At 45.9% G+C, this 23355-nt stretch carries 17 protein-coding genes; 16 read left to right on the top strand and 1 reads right to left on the bottom strand.

The genetic code is table 11. From position 1 onward, the window contains the following. Window positions 1-44 precede the first annotated feature (44 nt). Both AC6CIF_RS14825 and AC6CIF_RS14820 read left to right on the top strand, forming a co-directional pair. Window positions 45-371 (top strand): thioredoxin family protein, encoded by a 327-nt coding sequence (locus AC6CIF_RS14825; RefSeq protein WP_017692202.1) that lies wholly within the window; start codon window positions 45-47, stop codon window positions 369-371. A gap of 223 nt (window positions 372-594) precedes the next feature. Then, window positions 595-777: a hypothetical protein gene (locus AC6CIF_RS14820; RefSeq protein WP_076212808.1), complete on the top strand. Its 183-nt coding sequence runs from the start codon at window positions 595-597 to the stop codon at window positions 775-777. A gap of 269 nt (window positions 778-1046) precedes the next feature. Here AC6CIF_RS14820 and AC6CIF_RS14815 read toward each other — a convergent pair whose 3' ends face one another. After that, window positions 1047-1832 (bottom strand): undecaprenyl-diphosphate phosphatase, encoded by a 786-nt coding sequence (locus AC6CIF_RS14815; RefSeq protein WP_256704276.1) that lies wholly within the window; start codon window positions 1830-1832, stop codon window positions 1047-1049. Window positions 1833-2070: 238 nt separating this feature from the next. Between AC6CIF_RS14815 and AC6CIF_RS14810 the strand changes: the two genes are divergently transcribed. The 14 genes from AC6CIF_RS14810 (at window position 2071) to AC6CIF_RS14745 (ending at window position 23347) form a co-directional block, all read left to right on the top strand. Further along, a complete protein-coding gene (locus AC6CIF_RS14810; RefSeq protein ID WP_498200213.1) occupies window positions 2071-2703 on the top strand; it encodes a TetR/AcrR family transcriptional regulator in 633 nt (210 codons plus the stop codon). A gap of 114 nt (window positions 2704-2817) precedes the next feature. Beyond that, the gene (locus AC6CIF_RS14805) at window positions 2818-3669 is read left to right on the top strand and encodes a substrate-binding periplasmic protein (protein ID WP_498200211.1); all 852 of its coding nucleotides are present in this window, start codon (window positions 2818-2820) and stop codon (window positions 3667-3669) included. 32 nt (window positions 3670-3701) lie between these two features. After that, window positions 3702-4346 (top strand): amino acid ABC transporter permease, encoded by a 645-nt coding sequence (locus tag AC6CIF_RS14800; RefSeq protein WP_017692207.1) that lies wholly within the window; start codon window positions 3702-3704, stop codon window positions 4344-4346. A gap of 16 nt (window positions 4347-4362) precedes the next feature. Continuing rightward, complete coding sequence (locus AC6CIF_RS14795; RefSeq protein ID WP_076212787.1) at window positions 4363-5109, top strand: amino acid ABC transporter ATP-binding protein; 747 nt, start codon at window positions 4363-4365, stop codon at window positions 5107-5109. Window positions 5110-5341: 232 nt separating this feature from the next. Then, window positions 5342-5764 carry an OsmC family protein gene (locus AC6CIF_RS14790; RefSeq protein WP_498200209.1) on the top strand — a complete coding sequence of 141 codons (423 nt, stop codon included), beginning with the start codon at window positions 5342-5344 and terminating at the stop codon, window positions 5762-5764. A gap of 393 nt (window positions 5765-6157) precedes the next feature. Beyond that, window positions 6158-7948 carry a sensor histidine kinase gene (locus tag AC6CIF_RS14785; RefSeq protein WP_498200207.1) on the top strand — a complete coding sequence of 597 codons (1791 nt, stop codon included), beginning with the start codon at window positions 6158-6160 and terminating at the stop codon, window positions 7946-7948. Beyond that, window positions 7941-9539: a response regulator gene (locus AC6CIF_RS14780; RefSeq protein ID WP_498200206.1), complete on the top strand. Its 1599-nt coding sequence runs from the start codon at window positions 7941-7943 to the stop codon at window positions 9537-9539. Before AC6CIF_RS14785 ends, AC6CIF_RS14780 begins: the two co-directional genes overlap by 8 nt. A gap of 175 nt (window positions 9540-9714) precedes the next feature. Continuing rightward, on the top strand, window positions 9715-12624 hold the full coding sequence (locus tag AC6CIF_RS14775; RefSeq protein ID WP_498200205.1) for a glycoside hydrolase family 2 protein: 2910 nt from the start codon (window positions 9715-9717) through the stop codon (window positions 12622-12624). A gap of 278 nt (window positions 12625-12902) precedes the next feature. After that, complete coding sequence (locus tag AC6CIF_RS14770) at window positions 12903-13886, top strand: ABC transporter permease (RefSeq protein ID WP_036606891.1); 984 nt, start codon at window positions 12903-12905, stop codon at window positions 13884-13886. Window positions 13887-13901: 15 nt separating this feature from the next. Beyond that, window positions 13902-14804, top strand: a complete 903-nt coding sequence (locus AC6CIF_RS14765; RefSeq protein WP_036606894.1) for a carbohydrate ABC transporter permease — start codon at window positions 13902-13904, stop codon at window positions 14802-14804. Window positions 14805-14990: 186 nt separating this feature from the next. Beyond that, entirely contained in the window at window positions 14991-16679 is a 1689-nt protein-coding gene (locus AC6CIF_RS14760; RefSeq protein WP_498200204.1) for an ABC transporter substrate-binding protein, read from the top strand. Between the two features lie 377 nt (window positions 16680-17056). Then, window positions 17057-18760 (top strand): ABC transporter substrate-binding protein, encoded by a 1704-nt coding sequence (locus tag AC6CIF_RS14755; RefSeq protein WP_076212774.1) that lies wholly within the window; start codon window positions 17057-17059, stop codon window positions 18758-18760. 320 nt (window positions 18761-19080) lie between these two features. After that, window positions 19081-20778, top strand: coding sequence for an ABC transporter substrate-binding protein (locus AC6CIF_RS14750; protein WP_017692217.1), 1698 nt, complete (start codon window positions 19081-19083; stop codon window positions 20776-20778). A gap of 187 nt (window positions 20779-20965) precedes the next feature. Then, entirely contained in the window at window positions 20966-23347 is a 2382-nt protein-coding gene (locus tag AC6CIF_RS14745; protein WP_498200203.1) for a glycoside hydrolase family 95 protein, read from the top strand. Window positions 23348-23355: the final 8 nt, after the last annotated feature.

The following is a 23355-nucleotide window of genomic DNA, read 5'->3' as shown; positions in this document are numbered from 1 at the left end:
ATGAAGATCAGCCAAAAAAGGAACATATAAGGGAGAGAAGACATATGGAAAGAATTCAAAGTGAACAGCAGTATTTGGATACAATTAACTCTGATGGTTTTACTGTCATTAAATTTGATACAACCTGGTGTCCGGATTGCAAAAACCTGGATCGTTTTATCGGGGATGTTATCGACCAACATACGGACAAAACCTTCTATGCTCTGGATGCAGAAAAGTTCCAGCCTTTTGCCGAAGAGAATGGTGTACGCGGCATTCCAAGCCTGCTCGTCTTCCAGAACGGCAAGAAAATCGCACATCTGCATAGCAAATGGGCTAAAACACCTGCTCAAATCTCCGAGTATCTGGAGACGCTTGAATCCAAAGTTTAAGCGTACGAAGGCATCAGCAGTTTGTTTAATTAACTTAGCTAAGGAGACCTCTTCTTGTCCTAGACAGGAAGGGGTTTTTCTGCTTCATTCCAGCACGTATGATGTGCATTCAAATGTGCATTCGAATAACTCAAGTTGAGAAACAACGCTTGTTTAGAATTTGTTCAGTGCTCCCATGTATACTGTGAGAACAAACTGAATATTTGGAGTGAACAAGATCCATATGAAGAATGAAATTTTTGAGGAAATGCACCAATTAAGTCACAATGATGACCGGAGATATCGATTGTTGATGATCGGAGTGAAGCAATTGCTTCAGGAACAAAAGGAGAATAGATATAATCTGCGTGAGAGATTAAAGAGTCGAAAGAAACACCGGAACATTCAAGTGAAAAAGTGGTACTAGCCAGCCTGCATTTCAGAAGTGAACATAAATATGGATGTCCATGATACATAGTAAACCTAATCGGCATCACCCATGATCCAACCGAGCAAAGAAGGAAGCAATGAAGGGTCAAACTTCTTCTAATTACAGATATTCCTGTCTCTGAAGCAGGAACAGAATCGTGAAGCAAAAGAAACGTAGCTCAGAATATAAAATATGGCGGCCTCGCTTCCCAAGGGAACGTGAGGCCGCCATTGATTTTGCCGTTCTATTTGCTTGAGTTGTAATGCTTACATCAAAATAATAAAGAACACGGCTGCCAAGACAAAGCGATACACAGCAAAGACGGTCAGGCTCAATTTTTTCAAAATGGACAGGAACGTCTTGATCGCAAGCATGGCGACGATGAAAGCAGCGATGAATCCAATCGCAAAGATTGGGAAATCACTGCCGTTCAGATGATCGATACTTTTGTACAGGTCATATCCTGTAGCACCAATCATAATTGGCACAGACACAAGGAATGTGAACTCCGCAGCGGCTACACGGCTTACCCCAGCAAAGAGACCGCCTGAGATCGTGGACCCGGAACGGGAGAATCCTGGCCACAATGCCAATATCTGGAATATACCCACCGTGAATGCCTGTTTGTAAGAGATATCATCAACATCATGGGTAGTAATCCGTTCACTCTTACGGCTCCAGCGTTCGGCCACGATCATCAATATACCACCTATAACGAGGCTGTACAGCACTGTTTCCGGACCAAACAAATGTGCTTTGATCCAGTCGCGGAATACAAGTCCGATGACTACGGCAGGAACCATCGCCAGGAAGATATGTCCCAGATTGAGGCGGCGGGAGTAGGGTCTGCTCCCTCCGGTAAAGCGGAACATATCAATGAATTTGTTCCAGTACAGTACTACAACAGCAAGTACAGCTCCGAGTTGAACAACCACCTCAAACGTTTTGACTGACTCGTTGTCCTCTGATAAACCGAGCAAATGGGCAGTCAGGATCATATGTCCAGTGGAGGATACGGGCAAAAATTCTGTCAAACCTTCGATGATGCCCATAATAATGGATGATATAATATCCAATTCTCTTCCTCCTTGAAATGCAGGTGACAGCACAGGCTGTCCTGCTTGACCATGCCTGTTCATTTGAACAAGGCTATCACCTATTATGATCACAAATGCACTCAACTTCAACTTCTGCTTGTAACCATTTGTTTAAAACTATATTGACAAAAACCTAGTTATCCCATAGGATATAAATTAACTGACTGACTGATCAATCGGGAGGGTTACATGAATGACCAAAATCAACGGTTTGGAACCCGGTGAAGAACGCCGGGACCAAATAATACGCATAGCGATGGAGCGTTTTGCAACCCAAGGCTACCATCAGACGAAAATTTCCGATATCGTCCGCGAGGCTGGTGTGGCGCAAGGGACGTTCTACTGGCACTTCAAGAGTAAAGAAGCCATTGCTTCGGAGATTGTCTTAACGGGCAAGGAGGAGTTGCTTGAGGCGATCGGACAAGGGTACCGCAAGGATGCAGGATCGGTAGAAGATATGGTGAAAGCATCGGAAAGGCTGTTCACTGACTTGTTCTTGTTTGCCGCGCAGAATCGCTATTTTATGGAACTGTTGCTCAAAGGCATCGTGACGGAAGAATCCGTACAACGCCTGGTTGAGGAGACACGTAATGCTGTCGAAACTGCGTTTCGTCACAATATGGAACGAGCCATCGAGCTCGGTATGTTGCCTCAGGGCATGGATGTACCGCTTCGAGCAGCACTACTGGTAAGCATGATTGAAGGCATGATATCACGCTGGTTGTTCGGTTCCGATGAGTTGCACAGCAAATTCTCAGGCATGACAGCTTCATCGCTGGCAGTTGAGGCAGCAAGCTTTGAGTTTTACGGACTGCTAGGCACATAAGATTCACATGATTAAACAAATAGCAGGGAATAATGGGTACAACTGCGGTTTAGTCACAATAAAGTAACCCAATGTGCATCCAGATTAATACACGACTGAGAGGAAGTTAACGTAATGAACAACACATATGGATCGAAAACTCGTAAAGGCTGGTCTTTGACAGCAATTCTGCTGATGACCGTGCTGGTACTTAGTGCTTGTGGAAGTAAGGCAACAGATGGTGGAAGCACGAATGGTGCACAGGCAAGTAATGAACTGGAGCAGATCAAGTCGGCTGGCGTTATCAAAGTGGGCATGATGGGCACATACGCACCGTACAACTTCCTGAACGATAAGAAAGAAATGGACGGTTACGATGCTGATATTGCACGTGAAGTTGCGAAGCGTCTTGGGGTTGAAGTTGAATTTGTATCCCAGGAGTTCTCCGGTCTGACACCAAGTCTGCAAGCGAAGAAGCTTGATGCCATTATCAGCCAGATGACGATTACCGATGATCGTAAGAAAGTACTGGATTTCAGTGATCCGTATATTACGAACCAAGTTAAAATTATTGTAAAAGAAGACAATAACGATATTACCAAGCTGGAAGACTTCAAAGGAAAAACGATTGGCGTAGGTCTGGGTACAAATGATGAATCATATCTGCGTAATGAAGTGTTGCCGAAGGTGGGAGACTTCACGATCAAAACCTATGACGATGTCATCTCTTCACTCAAAGATCTGAATGCTGGGCGGATTGACGCAACAATCAACAACATGTATGCGCTGAAACCGATTGTGGATGCCAACGGATTGAATATTAAAGCTGTAGGTGAACCGATTAAGAGTGACCAGGCAGGTATTGCTGTTCGTAAAGACAATCCGGAATTCGTAGCAGCACTGAATGATGCTCTCAAAGGCATGAAAGATGATGGCACGTACAATACCATTTTCAAAAAATGGTTTGGTGAAGAGCCTGCGCAATAACGAACCTGCAAGGCGAAGGGAAGATTTGACCCATGGAACTGGTATTTGAGAATATCCCCTTCTTTCTGAAGGGGGCTTATTATACGCTGTATGTAACTGTGATCTCCATGTTTTTTGCGTTCATCATCGGGGTGCTTGTTGCGATTGCTCGTCTGAAGGGACCGATGTGGCTTAGGTTGATCGCAAGGTTCTATGTATCCATCATGCGGGGAACCCCGCTGCTGGTGCAATTATTCGTTATTTATTACGGATTGGTCGATTATGGAGTGACCTTGGGATCACTCACCGCAGCATGTCTGGGACTGAGTCTGAATGCAGGTGCGTTTCTGTCGGAGACGTTCCGTGGAGCCATTCAGGCTGTACCAAAAGGACAGACGGAAGCTGCATATGCAACGGGAATGACCCCGGCTCAAGCGATGAGACGGATTATCTTCCCGCAGGCTGTCCGCATTGCGATTCCGCCGATGGGGAACACCTTTATTGGCATGTTGAAGGAAACATCACTTGTGGCGGCCATCGGTGTTACCGAGTTGTTGCGTTCAGCACAGCTGCTGGTATCCCAATATGCATTGAATATGCCTTTTTATCTGGCGATTGGTGTGATCTACTGGATCATGAGTATCGGCTTCTCGGCCATTCTGGAACAAGTGGAGCGCCGGTTGGCCCGGGCTTACTGATGGGAGGAGAGAACCGATGATTACAACAACCGGACTTACCAAACGATTTCAGCAAAATGAAGTACTTACGAACATCGATCTGCATGTCGATGCCAAAGATATTGTTGTATTGCTCGGACCGAGTGGTTCAGGCAAAAGTACCTTACTGCGCTGCCTGAATGGACTGGAAGAGCTGTCCGGAGGACAGATTGAAGTCAACGGCATTGTGGTTAACAGCGCAGATCCGCTGCGAGTCCAGCGTGCCAGGGTATTGGAGATTCGTCGCCAGACCGGCATGGTATTCCAGCAATTCAATCTGTATCCGCACAAGACAGTGCTGGGTAATGTGATGGAAGGTCTTGTTACGGTAAAAAAAATCAAGCGTGACGAAGCGGCTGAACGCGGCCGGATTCTGCTGGATCGGGTCGGCTTGTCGGACAAGCAGGATGCGTATCCATCCCGATTGTCCGGTGGACAACAGCAGCGGGTCGCCATTGCACGTGCACTTGCGATGGAGCCAGAAGTGATGCTGTTTGATGAGCCAACTTCAGCTCTTGATCCTGAACTGGTCGGAGAGGTGCTTTCCGTCATGAAGGAGCTTGCAGAGGAAGGTATGACGATGCTGGTTGTGACGCATGAATTGAAGTTTGCCCGTAATGTGGCGAACAAAATCGTCTTTATGGCGGACGGATCGATTGTGGAAGAAGCAAGTCCACAGGAGTTCTTTGAACAGCCGAAGCAAGAACGCACTCGCCGTTTCTTGCAACAAATTACTGAATTCTAATTACATTACTACAATTTATACTGATTGATACGATCGATTATAGCGATAAGCTGCTGAGTGAAGGGGACGGAATCGATTCTGAAGAAGCGTAGCGCTCGCCTTTGTCTCCGAATATTGTCCTTTGTGAATATAAATCAAAAATATTTGGAGACAACAGCGATCGGAAGAACGAGCCGTACCCGGAACGGATTTCTGCAAATCGTAAACTATTGTGAGAAAGAAGGATAACATCATGAATGTAACAACCGTATGGAAAGGCAAACGTGCGTTTACTTCCGAAGGACCCTCTGGCTATGCCGTTGGCATGGATGCCACTGCTGCTTATGGTGGTGACAGCAAGGGAGCTACCCCAATGGAATTGTTGCTGGCGGGTCTCGGCGGCTGTATGGGAATCGATATTACCATGATTCTGGACGCTTTTCTGGACAAAATTGATTCGATTGAGATTGAAGCGCAAGGCACACGCAGTGAAGAGATGCCCAAAGGCTTCACATCCATTGATCTGATCTTCAAAGTCGATGGGGATATCCCGGATTATCGCATCTGGAAAGCCATTCAGATGGCTGAGGAAAAATATTGTGCAGTTTCCGCTTCGCTGAGCGCCGATATTCATCCAAAACTGATCCTGAATGGGGTAAGTACACCTCGTCCTTAATAGCTAGCACATGAGCAGATTCTATACTAAGCAGGCACTTCCAATCGTGGGAGTGCCTTTTTTTGCTTTTCTAACCTATCAACAGTTCGTAAGTAAAGTCAGGCTGGATGTTGAACAAGGTTCCAGATGCCCATGAGCCAAAGGATATGGATTTCGCCCATCTAGGAGTCACTAAACTTCTGTCAGTAGAAAATAATTCGGTAAGCCCGGTCGCCATGTTAATGGCGGCCTCTTCTACTAGAGGTTAGGCTGGCTTGTTGCCTGGCAATATAGACCCATTGCAATGACAATCCGAATTCTGGCGGTTATGTGGTATGATTAATTCTGAGGACAGAACATCCTGATCCTGCTGTTTATATGTAAGCGCTTATACAGATGACGGAAGGTGCAGACATGTTGAAAAGGCTGATACGAACCACTAATAATCTCAAATTAAAGCATAAATTGCTCATTTCCTATGTACTGGTTGTCATGATTCCGGTCCTGATTGTTGGTCTTGCTGTGACCAGTTATTTTCGCCAGCAAGCCTTGGACAATGCGATAGGACAGACGATCATCAATGTGGACAAAATCAAGAGCCAGACGGCAACCATGCTGCGTGTACCAACCGATATATCCAATCTTTTAATGTTTAATGCGGATCTCAAGGAGATCGTGAATAAACGGTACAAGAGTGTTGTGGAGTTAACTTCAGCGTATCTTGCATACAAAGACTTTCAGGAGTACAGGCGTTTGTACCGTGAGATAGCCGGCATTCGTTTTTACTCAACTAACCCAACATTGATCAACAACCTCGAATTCATCCCGGTAGACAAGCAGACGGAAGAGAGCTACTGGTACCAGCAGGCACTGAAAACAACCAGCATCGGGTGGTTCTACATTCCGGACAAGGAAGATAATCCTGTACACAAGCTCAGCCTGGTGCGCAAAGTACCTTTTGCCGAGTATCGGACAGAGGGCGTGTTGATGATTGTGATCAATCAGGATGAGCTGAATGGATTGTTGCGTCAGGAACAGTTTGAGACGATGATTACGGACGAGCAGGGGTATGTGGTTGCAGCCAAGAATACCGAACTGGTAGGAAAAACGCTGGATGAGCTTGATTTTGGCGTCGATCTGCAGAATCAGGCGAAAGGCACCATAGAGGGTGATTTCCGGGGGGAACCATCTAATATTGTTATTGATGAGCTGGGCCCTGGATCGAGTATGAACAGCCTGAAGGTGATTTCGGTTTTTGCCACCAAAAATATCGTCAAAGACGCCAACACCGTCAGCATGATCGGCATGATTTTCATTATACTTGTGCTCGTGATCGCCCTATTATTCGTATATATCATCTCGTTCCTCACGTCGAACCGATTGCTCCGGCTGAGTAAACACCTCAACAAGCTTGCATTAGGAGACCTGAACGTGACTTCGCGGATTGATGGAAACGATGAGATTGGGCAATTGTCACGACAGTTCAACTATATGGTGAAAAGTATCAATGAACTCATGACGCAGGTGGTAGAAGCGACCGAACAGAACAATCAATTGGAAATCGCGCAAAAAGAGATTAAACTGAAAATGATGGCGAGCCAGATCAATCCCCATTTCTTGTTTAATGCACTGGAGTCCATTCGGATGAAAGCGCATATTAAGGGAGAAGCAGAGATTGCCAACATCGTCAGGCTGTTGGGCAAGCTAATGCGCAAGAGTCTGGAGATTGGCAGTGGAAAAACAACCTTCCGGGCTGAACTTGAAATGGTACGTTCCTATTTGGAAATTCAGAAATTTCGTTACGGCGACCGCCTTGCATTTCAGATTCATATCGATCCAGAGGTGGAGAAGATGTACATTCCGCCTTTGATTATTCAACCTTTGGTTGAGAATGCGATTGTGCATGGTCTGGAGAACAAAGAGGGGACAGTTCGTGTTGATATAAGTATTCGTTTAGTAGAGAACATTGTGCAGATCCGTGTGGATGACAATGGTGCAGGCATAACGCCAGAACGACTGGCTGAGGTGATGCAGTTTATCTGTGGACCGGAGGAACAGGAGAAGAGTCGGATCGGCATGCGTAATGTACATCAGCGCTTAACATTGACGTACGGCGAGCCATATGGATTACAGATTAAGAGTGTATATGGGGAAGGAACAGAGGTTTCTTTCACTTTGCCAGCAGGAGGGGACCAACATGTATAAAGTGTTTTTGGTGGATGACGAACCGAGCATACGTGAGGGACTGACAACCATTATCGAGTGGGAAAAATACGGATTCCAGGTCATTGCTACAGCTGCCAGCGGGCGTGAGGCCATCTCCCGGTTTGAGGAATTGGAGCCTGATCTGACGATTATTGATATTCGTATGCCCGGTATGACCGGGCTGGATGTGATTGAAGAAGTGCGCCGGAGTCATCCGGATTCGCACTTTTTGATATTAAGTGGTTATGCGGATTTTGATTATGCCAAAAAAGCCATCAGTTTTGGTGTGGATGGTTATCTGCTCAAACCGGTGGATGAAGAAGAGATTATTGGTGAACTGGAGCGTATTGCTACAATCCTGACCCGTGAACGGGAGACAATTGCACGTCATGCTGGTGAAGATACCGTCTATCGGGAGCATCAGATCGAGGCTTTGCTCTTTGACAGTCTGGAGGGTGCGGGTAGCATGGAAGAAGATAGCCTGGGACTGCACTGGCCTCACTATCAGATTGTGCTGCTTGAGCTGCATGTAGCCCCCGACCTGCAACGGGGAAGTGTTATGAAACGCAAACTGATAGAAGCATTTGACCATAAAGACCGAGGCATTGTATTCTCGTTCCATTCAGGTCTGGGGTTGTTAAGTAAGGAAACAATCACATCCGAGTCATCTGCAAGAAATCTGTATGATGAGCTGGAAGGATTGCTGGGAGAATGGGAGGTTCACATGTACGGTGCTGCGGGAGAACCTGTACATTCCACTTCTGAAATTGCGCGGTCATACACGCAGGCGAATCGATTACTCGGGGAACGCTTCTTGTTCACGGAGCAACGTATCATTCTGTGGACTGAAGGTAGCGAAGGCGAAAGCGTTGTTAAACCAGAAGTTGAAGCTGGAGACGGAGCACATGAGCCAGTTGAGGACGAACTCGCGGACAAGCTGTATTATGCGCTAGACATCCGCAGTAGTGAGTCCGTTATGCGGGTGCTGGGTGAGATGGAAGAGCGCCTGGTTCCATATCACCGAACAGAGCAAGCGATCAAGACGGCGTTCTCACAGGTATTTTCCCTGGCGTTCAACAAACTTGCAGCGACGAATCAACATATGCACTCCATTATGCAGGAACATTCGGTTCTGATTAATGAAGTCTATCATCAATTTACGATGTCTGATCTCAAAGTTATAGCAGCGGAACATTTTAATCGACTTATTCAACGTATGGGTGGGGGAAGCAAGGATACTGTATTGAAACAGATGATTGAATTTATCCAGCGTAACCCTGGCGAGAATCTCAAGCTCGAAGTACTGGCAGAAGTGTTTAACTACAACAGTAGTTACTTGGGTAAGTTGTTCAAGAATCATACTGGAGAGTATTTCAATGCATTTCTGGACAAGGTTCGTATGGAAAAGGCCAAAGAATTGCTGGACGAAGGACTAAAGGTCCATCAGGTTGCGGCGAGAGTGGGGTATGCCAATGTGGACTACTTCCACGGTAAGTTCAAGAAATATGTAGGGGAATCCCCTTCTGCTTACAAACAGGCCAGAACCCAATCATCAATTAAAGGAACGGCTACGGATACAAACGAGGAATAAGTGCGAAGTGCTGGGCCTTGCCCTTGCCTATTGTGTAAAACGTTTTCGGTATTACTTAGAAATTCCCAGATTCATCATATTGTCCATGCACTTCCCATGATAAGCAATGGTCACGGAATGTTTCACATTTTAGACTGGATTTACAAGAATCCAGTTGAAGGGATGGCTATACGATATGAATGTATCTGATATAGGCGCTGTACGTCATACATTGAACTTAAATGGAACATGGCAGTTTTGTTTGGATCTGGAGTCCGATACACTCGTTGAACAAGAGATATTACCGCCATCACAGTGTGAAAACACATCATGGGAGTCCATTCAGATTCCCGGTTCATGGGAAGAGCAAGGATATGGAGATGAGCCTGAATATGAAAGGCTTGATACCTGGACCAAGGTACGCGAGTATGAAGGCTCAGCCTGGTATGCTCAGGATGTTCATGTTCCATCAGACGATCCCGGATGCCACTATGTATTCAGATTGGAAGGTGTCCGATGGACAACGCATCTCTGGATCAATGGACAATATGCCGGGCAGCAGGATAGTCTGGTGAATCAACAGAAGTGGGATGTCACTTCTCTGGTGAAGCAGGGAGAAGTGAATCGTGTGGAGATCCGCGTGGATAATACGATGAAACTTCCGCTGGCGGGTAGCCATATTCATTCATTGCATACGGCCACAGCCTGGGGGGGAATCACAGGTGGTGTTTATCTGGACAGTATGCCCCCCTGCCGATTACATACGTTACGTATTCAACCAGATGCTGAGAACGGAACCATTCTGGTTGATTGTACTGTAAGCGCTCCCGCAAATGATTCCGCTAGATCGATGCAATTACATGTGGATATCCAGCATCCGGACGGCACATGGCTTGATCGATATAGTTGTCATGTGAATCTGAGTGATCCATCACATGTGGATACAAGCTCAGCAGAGTTAACTGAAAGTAACGCTGTAATAGATCAGTGGCGATTGGAACTTGGAACAGAGAAGTCTATCGCAAAATGGTCGGATGAATCCCCTGAATTATACAAGGCTGTAATCCGTCTCCATGAAGGTGAACAGGAACTGGATCGACTGGAGCAATCATTTGGTGTACGCTCCTTTGTAACAAACGGGAAGCAGCTTGAATTGAATGGGACACCAGTATATCTGCGTGGATACGTCGATTGCTGTATTTTTCCACTGACGGGTTATCCCGTCTGGGACAAGGAGCATTATCTTCAGCAATTTCGAATCGCCAGATCGTATGGCTTCAATCATGTCCGACTGCATGGGTGGAGCGCGCCGGAGCCTTTCTGGGATGCTGCTGATGAAGCGGGCATGCTGGTGCAGGCAGAACTTCCCCATTGGTCTCGTTTCTTTGAACAATCGGATCAGTCTGCGCCAGCTGAAGTATTGACCTATCTGACACAAGAACTGGACGGGTTGCTTCAGTCGCTGCATAGACATCCCTCATTCGTTATGTTCTCCATGGGGAATGAACTCCTTGGTCCGAATGGCCACCCTGAACTCAATGCATTAGTATCTAGGGCAAGGGATATGGACCCGACCCGGTTATATACGGACAATACAGGTTTTGGACAGCTTCCGGCGCAAGGGCGGGAAGGTGATTATTATATTCAGTCGTTGAACTGGCATCCCCCGCTGGAATCCGCATATTCTGCTGTGCCGGATACCACGCTGGACTATCATGCAGTCACCCGGCTTGCGGAGCATCCCGTCATTGGGCACGAACATGCACAGTACACCATGTATGTGCGGCCCCAAGAGCGAGCCAAGTATACTGGCGTATTGCGTCCTAGCTGGTTACGACCGATCGAAGAATCGTTAACAAACAAAGGCATGATGGAGGACCTCGAGCATTTTCAACAGGTCAGTGGTACCCATCTGGTACGTTCCTTAAAAGAAGCCATGGAGCGAATTCGGCGAACACCGGACGCTGCGGGCGTACAACTTCTGGACATTCGCGATTTTCCAGGGCAGGGACATGCTACGACGGGCATTCTGGATGTATTTTGGGATGACAAAGGCATTACAACACCAGAAGAATTCATGTGTTTCAACGCAGATGTGGTGCTGTTATTAAGCTGCAAGGAGCGTACATTTTACGCCGGACAATCCATTCATGTCGATGTACGCATCTCTCACTACGGTAAGGAGCCGCTTGAGGACGCGCTCATTCAGTGGAGGTTAATAAGCGATGATGTGATACTCACTGAAGGAGAATGGAAGACCGGAGATATCCAATGTGGGTCTGTCATGTCACTGGGAAGCATCGTCGCTACAGCACCTCGGGAAGCAGCAGCGGCTTTTCGGATTGAGGCGGAGTTGATATCAGGCGATTTGGAAAGAACTGTAGCGAATGTATGGCAGGGCTGGTCGTTTCCTTTTTATCAGTCTCATCCGAATTCGAATCGGTTCTGGAATACCATGGAAGAGCTGCAGCCACTTCTCGGGGAAGCACAACATGATTGCGTAGATCGCATCGATGGATTTCAGTTGTTGAAAAATCGGGAGATTGACTTGGTTATCGTTCAGTCGTTAACACCCAATGTCGTTGATTATGTGGTTAACGGGGGGCGTGTTTGGCTACAGCCAACCGCAGAAGGGTTATATGATTCAGTGGAGACCAAGTATCTGCCTGTATTCTGGAATTACCTGATGTTTGCTACACAGCCTGGTGCAACGATGGGCATGGTTTTGAGAGAACAGCTAGCACTACTAGGCTCCTTCCCGCATGATGGGGCTTCGGACTGGCATTGGTATCACTTGGTGAACGGTACACCAGCGATATGTTTGGATACGTTGCCCGGGGTGGAGCCGCTGATCGAAGTGGTGGACCATTTCCATCGGGCCAAACGACTCGCTTATGCCTTTGAGGCAAAAGTAGGGAAGGGCAAGATTTTGATATCCTCACTTCCGTTTGCCAATCTGGCTGTAATGAAGCGTCCGGAAGCCGCCTTTTTATTTCAGGAGATACTTGCGTATCTGCATGGAGATCAATTCCGTCCAGCAACCTCCATATCCGTAGCGCAACTACTCGGCATCGTTAAACTGCAAACGATTCAATTCACATTGTAATTATAGGGACCCGAAAGGGTCTTTTTTGTATGCAATCAGTTTGAAGTAAACGATTTCTATAAAACGTTTTCGAAATATACCAATTTAGATAATATATTACCTTAATATAACTTTTATTTCATTTAAAAGTAGAATTTATCACTGATTTTAACGAATTAATGTCTGATTATATATGTCTATATCTAATTTTTATATGATTTTCTCTAAAATCCAGATGGTATTTTGAAAACGCTCTATCGAGTATGATTATTTTATAAAACAGAGGAGGGGGAACGGAGATGGAAACGCTAACAAAAAAATCCGCTTCCGCGAACAGAAGCAGTGACCCCAAACCGCCTTTAAAGAATCGGCGGAACGGAATTTGGGACAGAATGAAACAGCAGAAATATCTCTATCTCATGTCATTGCCATTCGTAGCTTGGGTTTTCGTATTTAACTATCTGCCACTATGGGGATGGACGATGGCTTTCCAAAATTATAAACCTGCCAGATCATTTGGTGATCAAGAGTGGGTTGGTTTTAAACACTTTGTAGAGCTGTTCAGTGATGATCGTTTCTATCTGGTACTTCGAAATACGCTTGCAATGAGCTTGATGGGACTGGTTGTCGGTTTTATCGTACCGATATTCTTCGCTATTCTCCTGAATGAAATGAGAGGCATGTTCTTCAAACGTGCCGTACAAACGGTATCATATCTGCCTCACTTTGTATCCTGGGTCGTTGTGGCAGGGATTATTACCAAGATGCTCTCCACCGATGGCGGGATTATCAATGATCTATTGGTAGGACTGAACATTATCGATCAGCCGATCCAATTCATGGCCAAGGGGAACTTGTTCTGGTACATTGTAACCGCTTCAGATATGTGGAAGGAAACCGGTTGGAATGCCATCATCTATCTGGCGGCGATTACAGGTATCGATAATGAGCTGTATGAAGCTTCCCGTGTAGATGGAGCCAACCGCTGGAGACAAATGTGGCACATCACGTTGCCTGGCATACGGACCACGATTTCCGTACTTTTCATCATGTCAATTGGACATCTTATCAGTATCGGTTTCGAGAAGCAGTTCTTGCTTGGCAACAGTCTGGTCACAGACTACTCGGAAGTACTTGATCTATACGCGCTCAATTATGGTTTGAATATGGGACGATTCTCGTATGGTACAGCCATAGGTATATTCAACTCCGTTGTCAGTATCATCCTTCTGTTTACTGCGAACGGCTTGTTCAAAAAATTCACTAAAGAAAGCATCATGTAGGGAGGGGACGACATTATGGCGAACAAAGCATTCAATGCTACTCGGGGCGATAAACTGTTCGATATATTCAACATCCTCGCGATGACCATGGTGCTGGTTGTAACACTTTATCCATTCCTTAACGTACTAGCCATCTCACTCAATAACTCGACAGATACAGTACGTGGCGGAATTTACTTGTGGCCTCGCGAATTCACATTACAGAACTACAAAACGATTTTCCAATATGATGGATTGCTACAAGGTTTGCAGATCTCCATTCTGCGTACACTTGTAGGTACGGTGCTCGGATTGATCAGTTCATCCATGATCGCCTTTACACTGAGCAGACCTGATTTTGGACTTAGAAAATTTGTTTCCACAACGCTCGCACTCACGATGTATTTCTCCGGTGGTCTGATTCCGGTGTACATTCTGATGCGTGACTTGAACCTGATCGGTACATTCTGGGTATATGTATTGCCTGGCATGATCAGTGCGTTTAACGTGTTCATCATCCGTTCATTCATTGATGGCCTGCCATACTCATTGCAGGAATCCGCGAAGCTGGACGGAGCGAATGACTTTACAATCTATTACAGAATCATCTTGCCACTGTGTAAACCAGTGCTTGCTACCATCGCATTGTTCCTGGCTGTAGGTCAGTGGAATGCGTGGTTCGATACGTACCTGTATAATGGTTCAAAGGCACATCTGACCACGCTCCAATATGAGCTGATGAAAGTATTGCAAAGTACGCAGCAAGGCTCAGGTGCTGGACGAAATGCCAATGATATGGCACAGCAAATGACACAGATTTCACCGGAATCGATCAAAATGGCGATTACGATCGTTGTAACGGTTCCAATCCTCATTGTATATCCATTCCTTCAGAAGTACTTTGTTGGCGGTATGACACTGGGCGCAGTAAAAGGTTAAACAATTGGGTACAGGCTGCCACATAGAGCGGCCGTACATCTACAAATGAAGCATCAGGATACCCGAAGCGCAGCCATTTGGTCTGCGCTTCACCGTATAGGGCTGCGGTGTGGTATTCATGAAGCTATAGACAGGGACAAAAAAGTCCCGGACAAACAGACATATGAAACAGGGAGGATTACCATTATGGCAAGTTCCAAAATGAAGATTGCACTGGCACCAGTGCTTGCAATGTCTTTACTCGCAGGTTGCGGTGGAGGAAGCGGCAGTGATACGTCGTTCAAGGATACAAGCGCAGAGACAACTCCACTTACTTTTGATTTCTTCAGCGTTGACCCCAGTCCGAACTGGAATGGCATGAAGGATGAAGTAGGTAAAGTCCTTACGGAAAAAACAGGGATAACCCTTAACGGTGAGTTTGCCGTTAGTGGTGGTCAAGATAAAATATCCTTAATGGCGGCGAGCGGAGACTATCCGGATATTGTCTCCCCCAAAGGAGAACTCAGCAAACTGGTGGATGCCGGAGCAATGCTCGATCTGACAGATCTGATCGACCAATATGCTCCCAATCTGAAGAAGCTGTATGGTAATTACATGGACCGGTTGAAATACAGTAATGAGGATCAGGCTATTTATGTGCTGCCGACGTATTATGCGGTAGACCAAAAGTACTTTGATGCAGGTGGTGGATTTGGGATTCAGCATCGTGTACTGAAAGAACTTGGATACCCGGAAGTGCGTACACTTGAGGATTACGAGAATGTACTGAAGGCGTACAAAGAGAAACACCCAACGATTGATGGTCAGCCAACGATCCCGTTAACACTGGACGCGGATGATTGGAGAATCATGATTACCGTAACAAACCCTGCCTTCCAGGCAACAGGAGCTCCGGATGACGGTGAATACTATATCGATCCAGAGACGTATGAAGCAAGTCTGCATTACAAACGTCCAGAGGAAAAAGAGTACTTCCGCTGGTTGAACCATATGTATAACACTGGATTGCTGGATCAGGACAGCTTCATACAAAAAACAGACCAATACAAATCCAAAATTGCAAGTGGACGTGTTCTGGGTGTCATTGACCAGGATTGGGGTTATTCCGATGCAGAAAATGCACTGAAATCCGCGGGCAAGGATGAAGCAACGTATTCACACTTCCCGGTAACCCTGTCCGAGGATATCAAGGATCATGCCTACCAAGACCCAGGTTTTGTATCCGGTTGGGGTGTAGGGATTACCACATCGAATCCTGACCCGGTTCGTACGATCAAATTCTTCGATTACCTGGCTTCTGAAGAAGGGCAAGTGCTGATGAACTGGGGAATTGAGGGCAAACAGTACGAAGTGAAGGACGGCAAACGTGTCATTCCTGCCGACGTTCTGGATCAGAAAACCAATAATGCAGCCGTATTCCAGAAAGAAACGGGTATTGGACTGTACACCAATATGTCCGGTCACTATGGAGACGGTGTGAAGGATTCAACGGATAACTACTACACTACGAATTTCCCTGAACAGATCGTGGCAGCATATTCCGATGCAGAGAAAGAAACACTCAAAGCTTACGGTGCTACGACGTGGAAAGATCTGTTCCCGAGTGAAGATGAGTTCCCGATCAAACCATGGGGAGCAGCATACAATCTGCCAACACCAGGTGACTCCAACTACAACGTCATCTTCAAGAAAACACAGGATATCATCCGGAAACGCATCCCGGAAGCCATTCTGAGTACTCCTGAGCAGTTCGATGCCATCTATGACGGCATGATTGATGAAGTGAACAATGCAGGAGCAGAGGATATGGAGAAACAATACACAGAACTCGTTCAAAACCGTGTTCAATTGTGGAGCGGTGAAGAGGCTAAATAAGCGATTAGCAATTCAGATCTAAAACGAAAAAGAACCCCGAATATCTGGGTTCTTTTTTTATCTAAAACGTTTTCTAAAAAACGTTTTCAATTTTATAAATTCACTATTGACAAGGGATATAGGAGCGATTATTATTCAAATATGAAAGCACTTACATTTGCTTGTACATCATGTGAGATACACCAGAATCTCAAAGTTAACACTTGCAGGAATGAAGAGGAAAAAGGTAAGAGAAGAACAGTTTTTTTATTTTAAGAAAACGCTTCTAATGTTATAAAAACAAGGAAATTACATTTGTTTCATCTGGTCACGGTATGTGCAGGTCAGCCTGTTATACAAATATACAGCTTCATTAATATCCATAAGGGGGATTACACATGAAGGGCAAAACACCAAAAACATTCGCAATGCTTCTGTTAGCCAGTGCACTTGCAATTACAGCAGGATGCAGCGGCAGTGGAGGAGGAACTAACGCTTCAGAAAAGCCGGTTGATTCCGGAGATACAACCAGTCCAGTGACCTTTACATTCTTTGGTGCAGATGCAAGTCCAAGCTGGAACAACATGAAAGATGCAGTGGGCCAAGAGATTACCAAAAGAACAGGTGTTACAATTGAAGCAGAATACGATGTGAATAATGGTGGCGACCAAAAGATACCTTTGATGGCTGCCAGCGGTGATTACCCTGATATTATCTTTCCTAAAGGTAACCTGTCGAAGCTGGTGGATGCAGGCGCAATGCTGGACCTGACTGACCTGATTGAGGAACATGCACCTAACCTGAAAAAGATATATGGCGATCAGATGAATCGTTTGAAATACAGTCTGGAAGATCAAGCGATCTATGCTATTCCAACCAACATGGGTGTAGATAACGTCGCTTTTGATGCAGGTGGTGGATTCGAAATTCAGCAAAGAGTGTTGAAAGAACTGGGATACCCAGAAGTGAAAACACTTGAGGATTACGAAAACGTTCTTAGAGCGTATTATGAAAAGCATCCAACGATTGATGGTCAACCAACCATTCCACTGACACTCAATGCAGATGACTGGAAGATCATGATCACGGTAACGAACCCGGCCTTCCAGGCAACAGGTGCACCGGATGATGGGGAATATTACATTAATCCTGAAACGTATGAAGCGATGCTTCACTACAAACGTCCAGAGGAGAAAGAATACTTCCGCTGGTTGAACAAAATGTACAATGAAGGCTTGCTCGACAAAGATACTTTTGTTCAAAAAGATGATCAATACAAATCCAAAATCGCCAGTGGCCGTGTCCTCGGTCTGATCGACCAAGACTGGAACTATGGCGAAGCTGAGAACGCTCTCAAAGCAGCAGGTAAGGACGAAGCCACATATGCTCACTTCTCCGTGTCCCTGAACAAGGACATTGTGGATCACACATTCCAGCCAACAGGATTTGACGGTTATGGCATCGGGATTACAACTTCGGCCAAAGATCCGGTACGGATTATCAAATTCATGGATTGGCTTGCTTCCGATGAAGGCCAGGTGTTGAGAAACTGGGGTATTGAAGGCGAACACTACAATGTAGAAAATGGCAAACGTGTGATTCCTGACGAGGTTCAGGAACGCAAAACGAATGACAACTCCAATTTCACGAAAGAAACAGGAGTTGGGTTGTACAATATTTTCAGCGCAAGATACGGTGATGGTGTAAAAGATTCTACAGACAACTACTATACAACGAACTTCCCAGAGCAGATCCAAGCAAGCTACACACCAGCTGAGAAGGAAACGTTGAAAGCATACGGTATCACAACATGGAAAGATTTCTATCCTTCCGAAGACGAATTGAAATTGAAAGATTGGGGCGCAGCGTATAATATGCCTGTACCTTCTGACACAGACTACAACGTAACGTTCCAGAAAACACAGGATATCATCCGCAAACGGATCCCAGAAGCGATCCTTGCCAAACCTGAGAACTTTGACAGCGTGTATGACAGTCTCCTGGCTGAACTTGATAAAGCAGGTGCAGTAGAAATGGAGAAACAATACACGGTTTGGGTGAAAGAACGTGTCTCCCTGTGGACTGGAAAAGATGTGAAATAAGCTTGAAAACGAAGCATTAAAATTAAGAATTTTCATAGCAAAAAAAGCCCTTGAGAAAGGGCTTTTTTTGTTGTTGACGTAAGGTGATGGATAGCCTATAATCTATCATGTAAGCACTTTCAGTAAGCGGTTTATTTCATTTCCGAAAACGTTTTACGTCTGTTAGCAGAATAATCTTCTTTTTACAGAATTGAAATGTCAACTTCACTAAAAACGTCGGAATGAATGAACTCGAAAGCGTATTCAAAAAAAGTGGTATCCTCAGGCATAAAGCCTGTTATACAGATAAAACCTTCATAAATAATAGGGGGAACTAGACAATGAGAGGCAAAATGAAAGGCAATACACCCAAGACGTTTGCAATGTTGATGCTCGCAAGTGCAATGTTGGTTACAGCTGGCTGCGGGAATTCGGGAACCAAAGAGACTTCGGAGTCCAGCGGTACCGAACCCATTACAGTTACATTCTTCGGGGCGGATGCTAGTCCAACCTGGAACAAGATGCAAGATGCTGTTGGTAAAAAGATTACGGAGCAAACAGGCGTTACCATTGAAGCAGAGTATGATGTAAACGATGGTGGTAACCAGAAGATTGCGCTTATGGCTGCCAGTGGTGACTTTCCTGATATGATCTACCCTAAAGGTAACTTATCTAAGCTTGTGGATGCAGGCGCGATGCTGGATCTCACGGATCTGATTGAGGAGCATGCTCCCAATCTGAAAAAAATCTATGGGGAACAGATGAACCGTTTGAAATACAGTTTGGAAGATCAAGCGATCTATACCATTCCAACCAATATGGGTGTTGATAATGTTACGTTTGACGCTACAGGTGGATTTGAAATTCAGCAAAGAGTATTGAAAGAGCTTGGATACCCTGAAGTGAAAACACTTGAGGATTACGAGAATGTACTCAGAGCCTATTATGAAAAACATCCAACGATTGATGGTCAACCAACCATTCCATTAACATTAAATGCAGATGACTGGAAGATCATGATCACGGTAACGAATCCAGCTTTCCAGGCAACAGGTGCACCGGATGATGGGGAATATTACATTGACCCTGAGACGTATGAAGCAAAATTGCACTACAAACGTCCAGAGGAAAGAGAATATTTCCGCTGGTTGAATAAAATGTACAATGAAGGCCTACTGGACAAAGATGCATTTGTTCAAAAGGATGACCAATACAAGTCCAAAATTGCCAGTGGCCGTGTCCTCGGTCTGATTGACCAAGAGTGGAACTATCAAGAAGCGGAGAACGCGCTTAAATCATCGGGCAAGGATGATGCCACATACGCTCACTTCTCTGTATCACTTAACGATGAAATTGTGGATCACACGTTCCAACCAGCCGGATTTGACGGTTATGGCATCGGGATTACTACTTCGGCCAAAGATCCAGTGCGCATCATCAAATTTATGGATTGGCTTGCTTCCGATGAAGGACAAGTTCTGAGAAACTGGGGTATCGAAGGTGAACATTACAACGTAGAAGATGGTAAACGCGTGATTCCAGATGACGTTCAGGACCGCAAAACGAATGACAACTCCAATTTCAGTAAGGAAACAGGAATTGGGATGTACAACGTATTTAGCGCCAGATACGGTGATGGTGTAAAAGATTCTACGGATAACTACTATACAACAAATTTCCCTGAGCAGATTGTAGCTGGTTACACAGCTGCAGAGAAAGAAACGCTGAAAGCTTACGGTATCACGACTTGGAAAGAGTTCTATCCGGCTGAAGAAGATCTGCCAGTTAAGGATTGGGGCGCAGCGTATAACATGTCCGTACCTTCCGGTACAGACTATGAGGTAACGTTCCAGAAAACACAGGATATCATCCGTAAACGGATTCCGGAAGCTGTTCTGACTACACCAGCAAACTTTGATGCAACCTATGATGCTTTACTGGCTGATTTGGACAAAGCGGGTGCAGTTGAAATGGAGAAACAATTTACGGTTTGGGTTAAGGAACGTGTCTCTCTGTGGACAGGAAAAGACGTAAAATAATACGAATTGTCTGCAAACCATGGTTACACAAGAAAGGGCCCTATATGGGGCCTTTTTTTGTGGATGATGTGATGATTTGCATTGACGCAAATTTTGAAATCACATATAATTTTATTATTGTAAGCACTTACCGAAAACGTTTTACGACATAAGATATATACAGCTGATTCAGGAACAGGAGCTAATCATGTCCCAACACAATAACCAAACTAAAATCAATCGTCTATGGTATCGACAACCGGCACAACGCTGGGAAGAAGCATTGCCCATCGGAAACGGCCGTCTTGGAGGCATGGTGTACGGTGGCGCAGCAGATGAACGAATTCAGCTCAATGAAGATACATTATGGTCAGGGTTTCCACGGGATACGATTCAATACAGCAGCCAGCGGTATTTGAAGCAGACGCGAGAGTTGATTATGTCTGGGCAGTATGGTGAAGCTGAGGATTTGTTGAACCGTGAAATGCTTGGTCGTGATGTAGAGGCCTACCAGCCGATGGGTCATTTTCTATTGCACCATGAGGGTCTGGATGATCCTACATATGATGCATTTGAACGGGAACTTGATCTGGAATCGGGCATTGCAACCACGACGTACTCATGGGAAGGAACTCGTTACGTACGTGAAGTGTATTTCAGTGCTTCGGATGATCTGATGGTCTGCACATTGACTGCTGATCAGAAGGGCGCTGTGAGTGTAAGTGTTACGCTAGACAGTCCCCATCCTTATCGCGTTGAGACTTCGGGAGATGCTCTAACCATGTTCAGTCGGTGCCCAAGTCATGTGGAGTCCAATTACTTCAGGGATCACCCGGAATCCGTCCTCTATGAAGAGGATCGGGGGACGGCTTATGCTGTCCGTGTAGCGTTTGCGGCATCTGGCGATCAGGTGAAGGTCTCCAATCTGGAAGGCAAGTTACATATTCAGGGTGCTGATCAGGTTGTGTTTTATCTGGCAGCGGCTACATCCTTTGAAAGTTATGATGTGTTACCTGTGAAGGATCATCTTGTATTGGAAGAGGAATGCAAGGAGTTGATCTCCAAAGCGATCACACATGGCGCGGAAGCGCTTCGTGACCGACATATTCAGGATCATAGTGCGTTGTTTAACAGAGTCTCGATTGATTTAGGGGTATCGGCTAACGCCGAATTACCTACAGATGAGCGGCTGCAGGCTTATCAGGCAGGGCAACAAGACCCTGGGCTTGAGGCACTTTATTTTCAATATGGAAGATATCTGTTAATGGCTAGTTCGCGTCCGGGCAGCCAGCCTGCCAATCTGCAGGGAATCTGGAACCATCAGGTAGAGCCGCCATGGCATAGTGATTACACAATCAATATCAACACGGAGATGAATTACTGGCCGGCAGAAGTCTGCAATCTCAGTGAATGTCATGAGCCGCTGTTTGATATGCTGACCGATCTCAGTGATACAGGACGCAGAACGGCGCGGATTCTGTATGGAGCTCGTGGATGGACTGCCCATCATAACGTGGATATCTGGAGAACCCCCACGCCTACAGGTGGAGACGCGAGCTGGGCATTTTGGCCGATGGGTGGCGTATGGTTGACCTCGCATCTATGGGAGCATTACCAGTTTACCGGTGATCAGCGTTTTCTTGAGGAACGTGCGTATCCCATCATGAAAGAGGCGGCGCTGTTCTGCCTCGATTGGCTGGTGGAAGGGCCTGATGGTTATCTGGTTACGATTCCATCCACTTCACCAGAGAACAAGTTTCTCACAGATGCTGGGGAGGCACGCAGTATATCCATGGCTTCAACGATGGATATGACGTTAATTCGTGAACTGTTCAGCCGCTGTATTGAGGCCGCGAAGCAATTGAATCTAGATGAGTCATTGGCGAGCGAGTGGGGTGAGGCTCTGGAGAAACTCTATCCATTCCGAATTGGAAGCGAAGGACAATTGCTGGAGTGGTTTAAAGATTTTGCTGAATCTGAACCAGGACATCGTCACGTCTCCCATCTGTATGGGCTGTATCCGGGGGAGCAGATCAATCGAGTACACACACCGAAATTGGTAGAAGCAGCACGGGTATCACTTGAACGTCGTATCTCACAAGGTGGCGGGCATACAGGATGGAGCTGTGCATGGTTGATCAATCTGTATGCACGACTGCTGGATAGCAGCCAGGCACATCAGTTTGTGCGCACGTTGCTGGCTCGATCCACACATCCGAATCTGTTTGATGACCATCCACCATTCCAAATTGATGGTAATTTTGGAGGCACGGCTGGAATCGCGGAGATGTTATTGCAGAGCCACTTGAACGAGTTACATTTACTGCCGGCACTGCCTGAACTCTGGACTCAAGGTCAAGTTAAAGGGCTTCGTGCAAGAGGTGGTTATACGGTAGCCATAACATGGACGGACAACAAGCTTGTGACAGCGGTTATTAAGGCAGACCGAAGTGACTCGCTGATCCTTCGCAGTGCTTATCCGCTACGCGTGGAAGGACATGAACAAGCCAAGGCAGAGCTTACGCCTCAGGGCGATTATGTAATTATTTTAACCATGACCGCAGGACAGACGATCCGCGTGTCATCATGAGACGGAGG

It is taken from the genome of Paenibacillus sp. GQ49 (assembly GCF_059759055.1).
The sequence above is the reverse complement of the archived record's forward strand: the minus strand, read 5'-3'. Positions and strand labels throughout refer to the sequence as shown.

What these genes read in the sequence shown, in the direction of transcription:
- AC6CIF_RS14825 (WP_017692202.1), top strand. Translation starts at nt 45, where the DNA reads ATGGAAAGAATTCAAAGTGAACAGCAGTATTTGGATACAATTAACTCT.
- AC6CIF_RS14820 (WP_076212808.1), top strand. Translation starts at nt 595, where the DNA reads ATGAAGAATGAAATTTTTGAGGAAATGCACCAATTAAGTCACAATGAT.
- AC6CIF_RS14815 (WP_256704276.1), bottom strand. Translation starts at nt 1,832, where the DNA reads ATGGGCATCATCGAAGGTTTGACAGAATTTTTGCCCGTATCCTCCACT.
- AC6CIF_RS14810 (WP_498200213.1), top strand. Translation starts at nt 2,071, where the DNA reads ATGACCAAAATCAACGGTTTGGAACCCGGTGAAGAACGCCGGGACCAA.
- AC6CIF_RS14805 (WP_498200211.1), top strand. Translation starts at nt 2,818, where the DNA reads ATGAACAACACATATGGATCGAAAACTCGTAAAGGCTGGTCTTTGACA.
- AC6CIF_RS14800 (WP_017692207.1), top strand. Translation starts at nt 3,702, where the DNA reads ATGGAACTGGTATTTGAGAATATCCCCTTCTTTCTGAAGGGGGCTTAT.
- AC6CIF_RS14795 (WP_076212787.1), top strand. Translation starts at nt 4,363, where the DNA reads ATGATTACAACAACCGGACTTACCAAACGATTTCAGCAAAATGAAGTA.
- AC6CIF_RS14790 (WP_498200209.1), top strand. Translation starts at nt 5,342, where the DNA reads ATGAATGTAACAACCGTATGGAAAGGCAAACGTGCGTTTACTTCCGAA.
- AC6CIF_RS14785 (WP_498200207.1), top strand. Translation starts at nt 6,158, where the DNA reads ATGTTGAAAAGGCTGATACGAACCACTAATAATCTCAAATTAAAGCAT.
- AC6CIF_RS14780 (WP_498200206.1), top strand. Translation starts at nt 7,941, where the DNA reads ATGTATAAAGTGTTTTTGGTGGATGACGAACCGAGCATACGTGAGGGA.
- AC6CIF_RS14775 (WP_498200205.1), top strand. Translation starts at nt 9,715, where the DNA reads ATGAATGTATCTGATATAGGCGCTGTACGTCATACATTGAACTTAAAT.
- AC6CIF_RS14770 (WP_036606891.1), top strand. Translation starts at nt 12,903, where the DNA reads ATGGAAACGCTAACAAAAAAATCCGCTTCCGCGAACAGAAGCAGTGAC.
- AC6CIF_RS14765 (WP_036606894.1), top strand. Translation starts at nt 13,902, where the DNA reads ATGGCGAACAAAGCATTCAATGCTACTCGGGGCGATAAACTGTTCGAT.
- AC6CIF_RS14760 (WP_498200204.1), top strand. Translation starts at nt 14,991, where the DNA reads ATGGCAAGTTCCAAAATGAAGATTGCACTGGCACCAGTGCTTGCAATG.
- AC6CIF_RS14755 (WP_076212774.1), top strand. Translation starts at nt 17,057, where the DNA reads ATGAAGGGCAAAACACCAAAAACATTCGCAATGCTTCTGTTAGCCAGT.
- AC6CIF_RS14750 (WP_017692217.1), top strand. Translation starts at nt 19,081, where the DNA reads ATGAGAGGCAAAATGAAAGGCAATACACCCAAGACGTTTGCAATGTTG.
- AC6CIF_RS14745 (WP_498200203.1), top strand. Translation starts at nt 20,966, where the DNA reads ATGTCCCAACACAATAACCAAACTAAAATCAATCGTCTATGGTATCGA.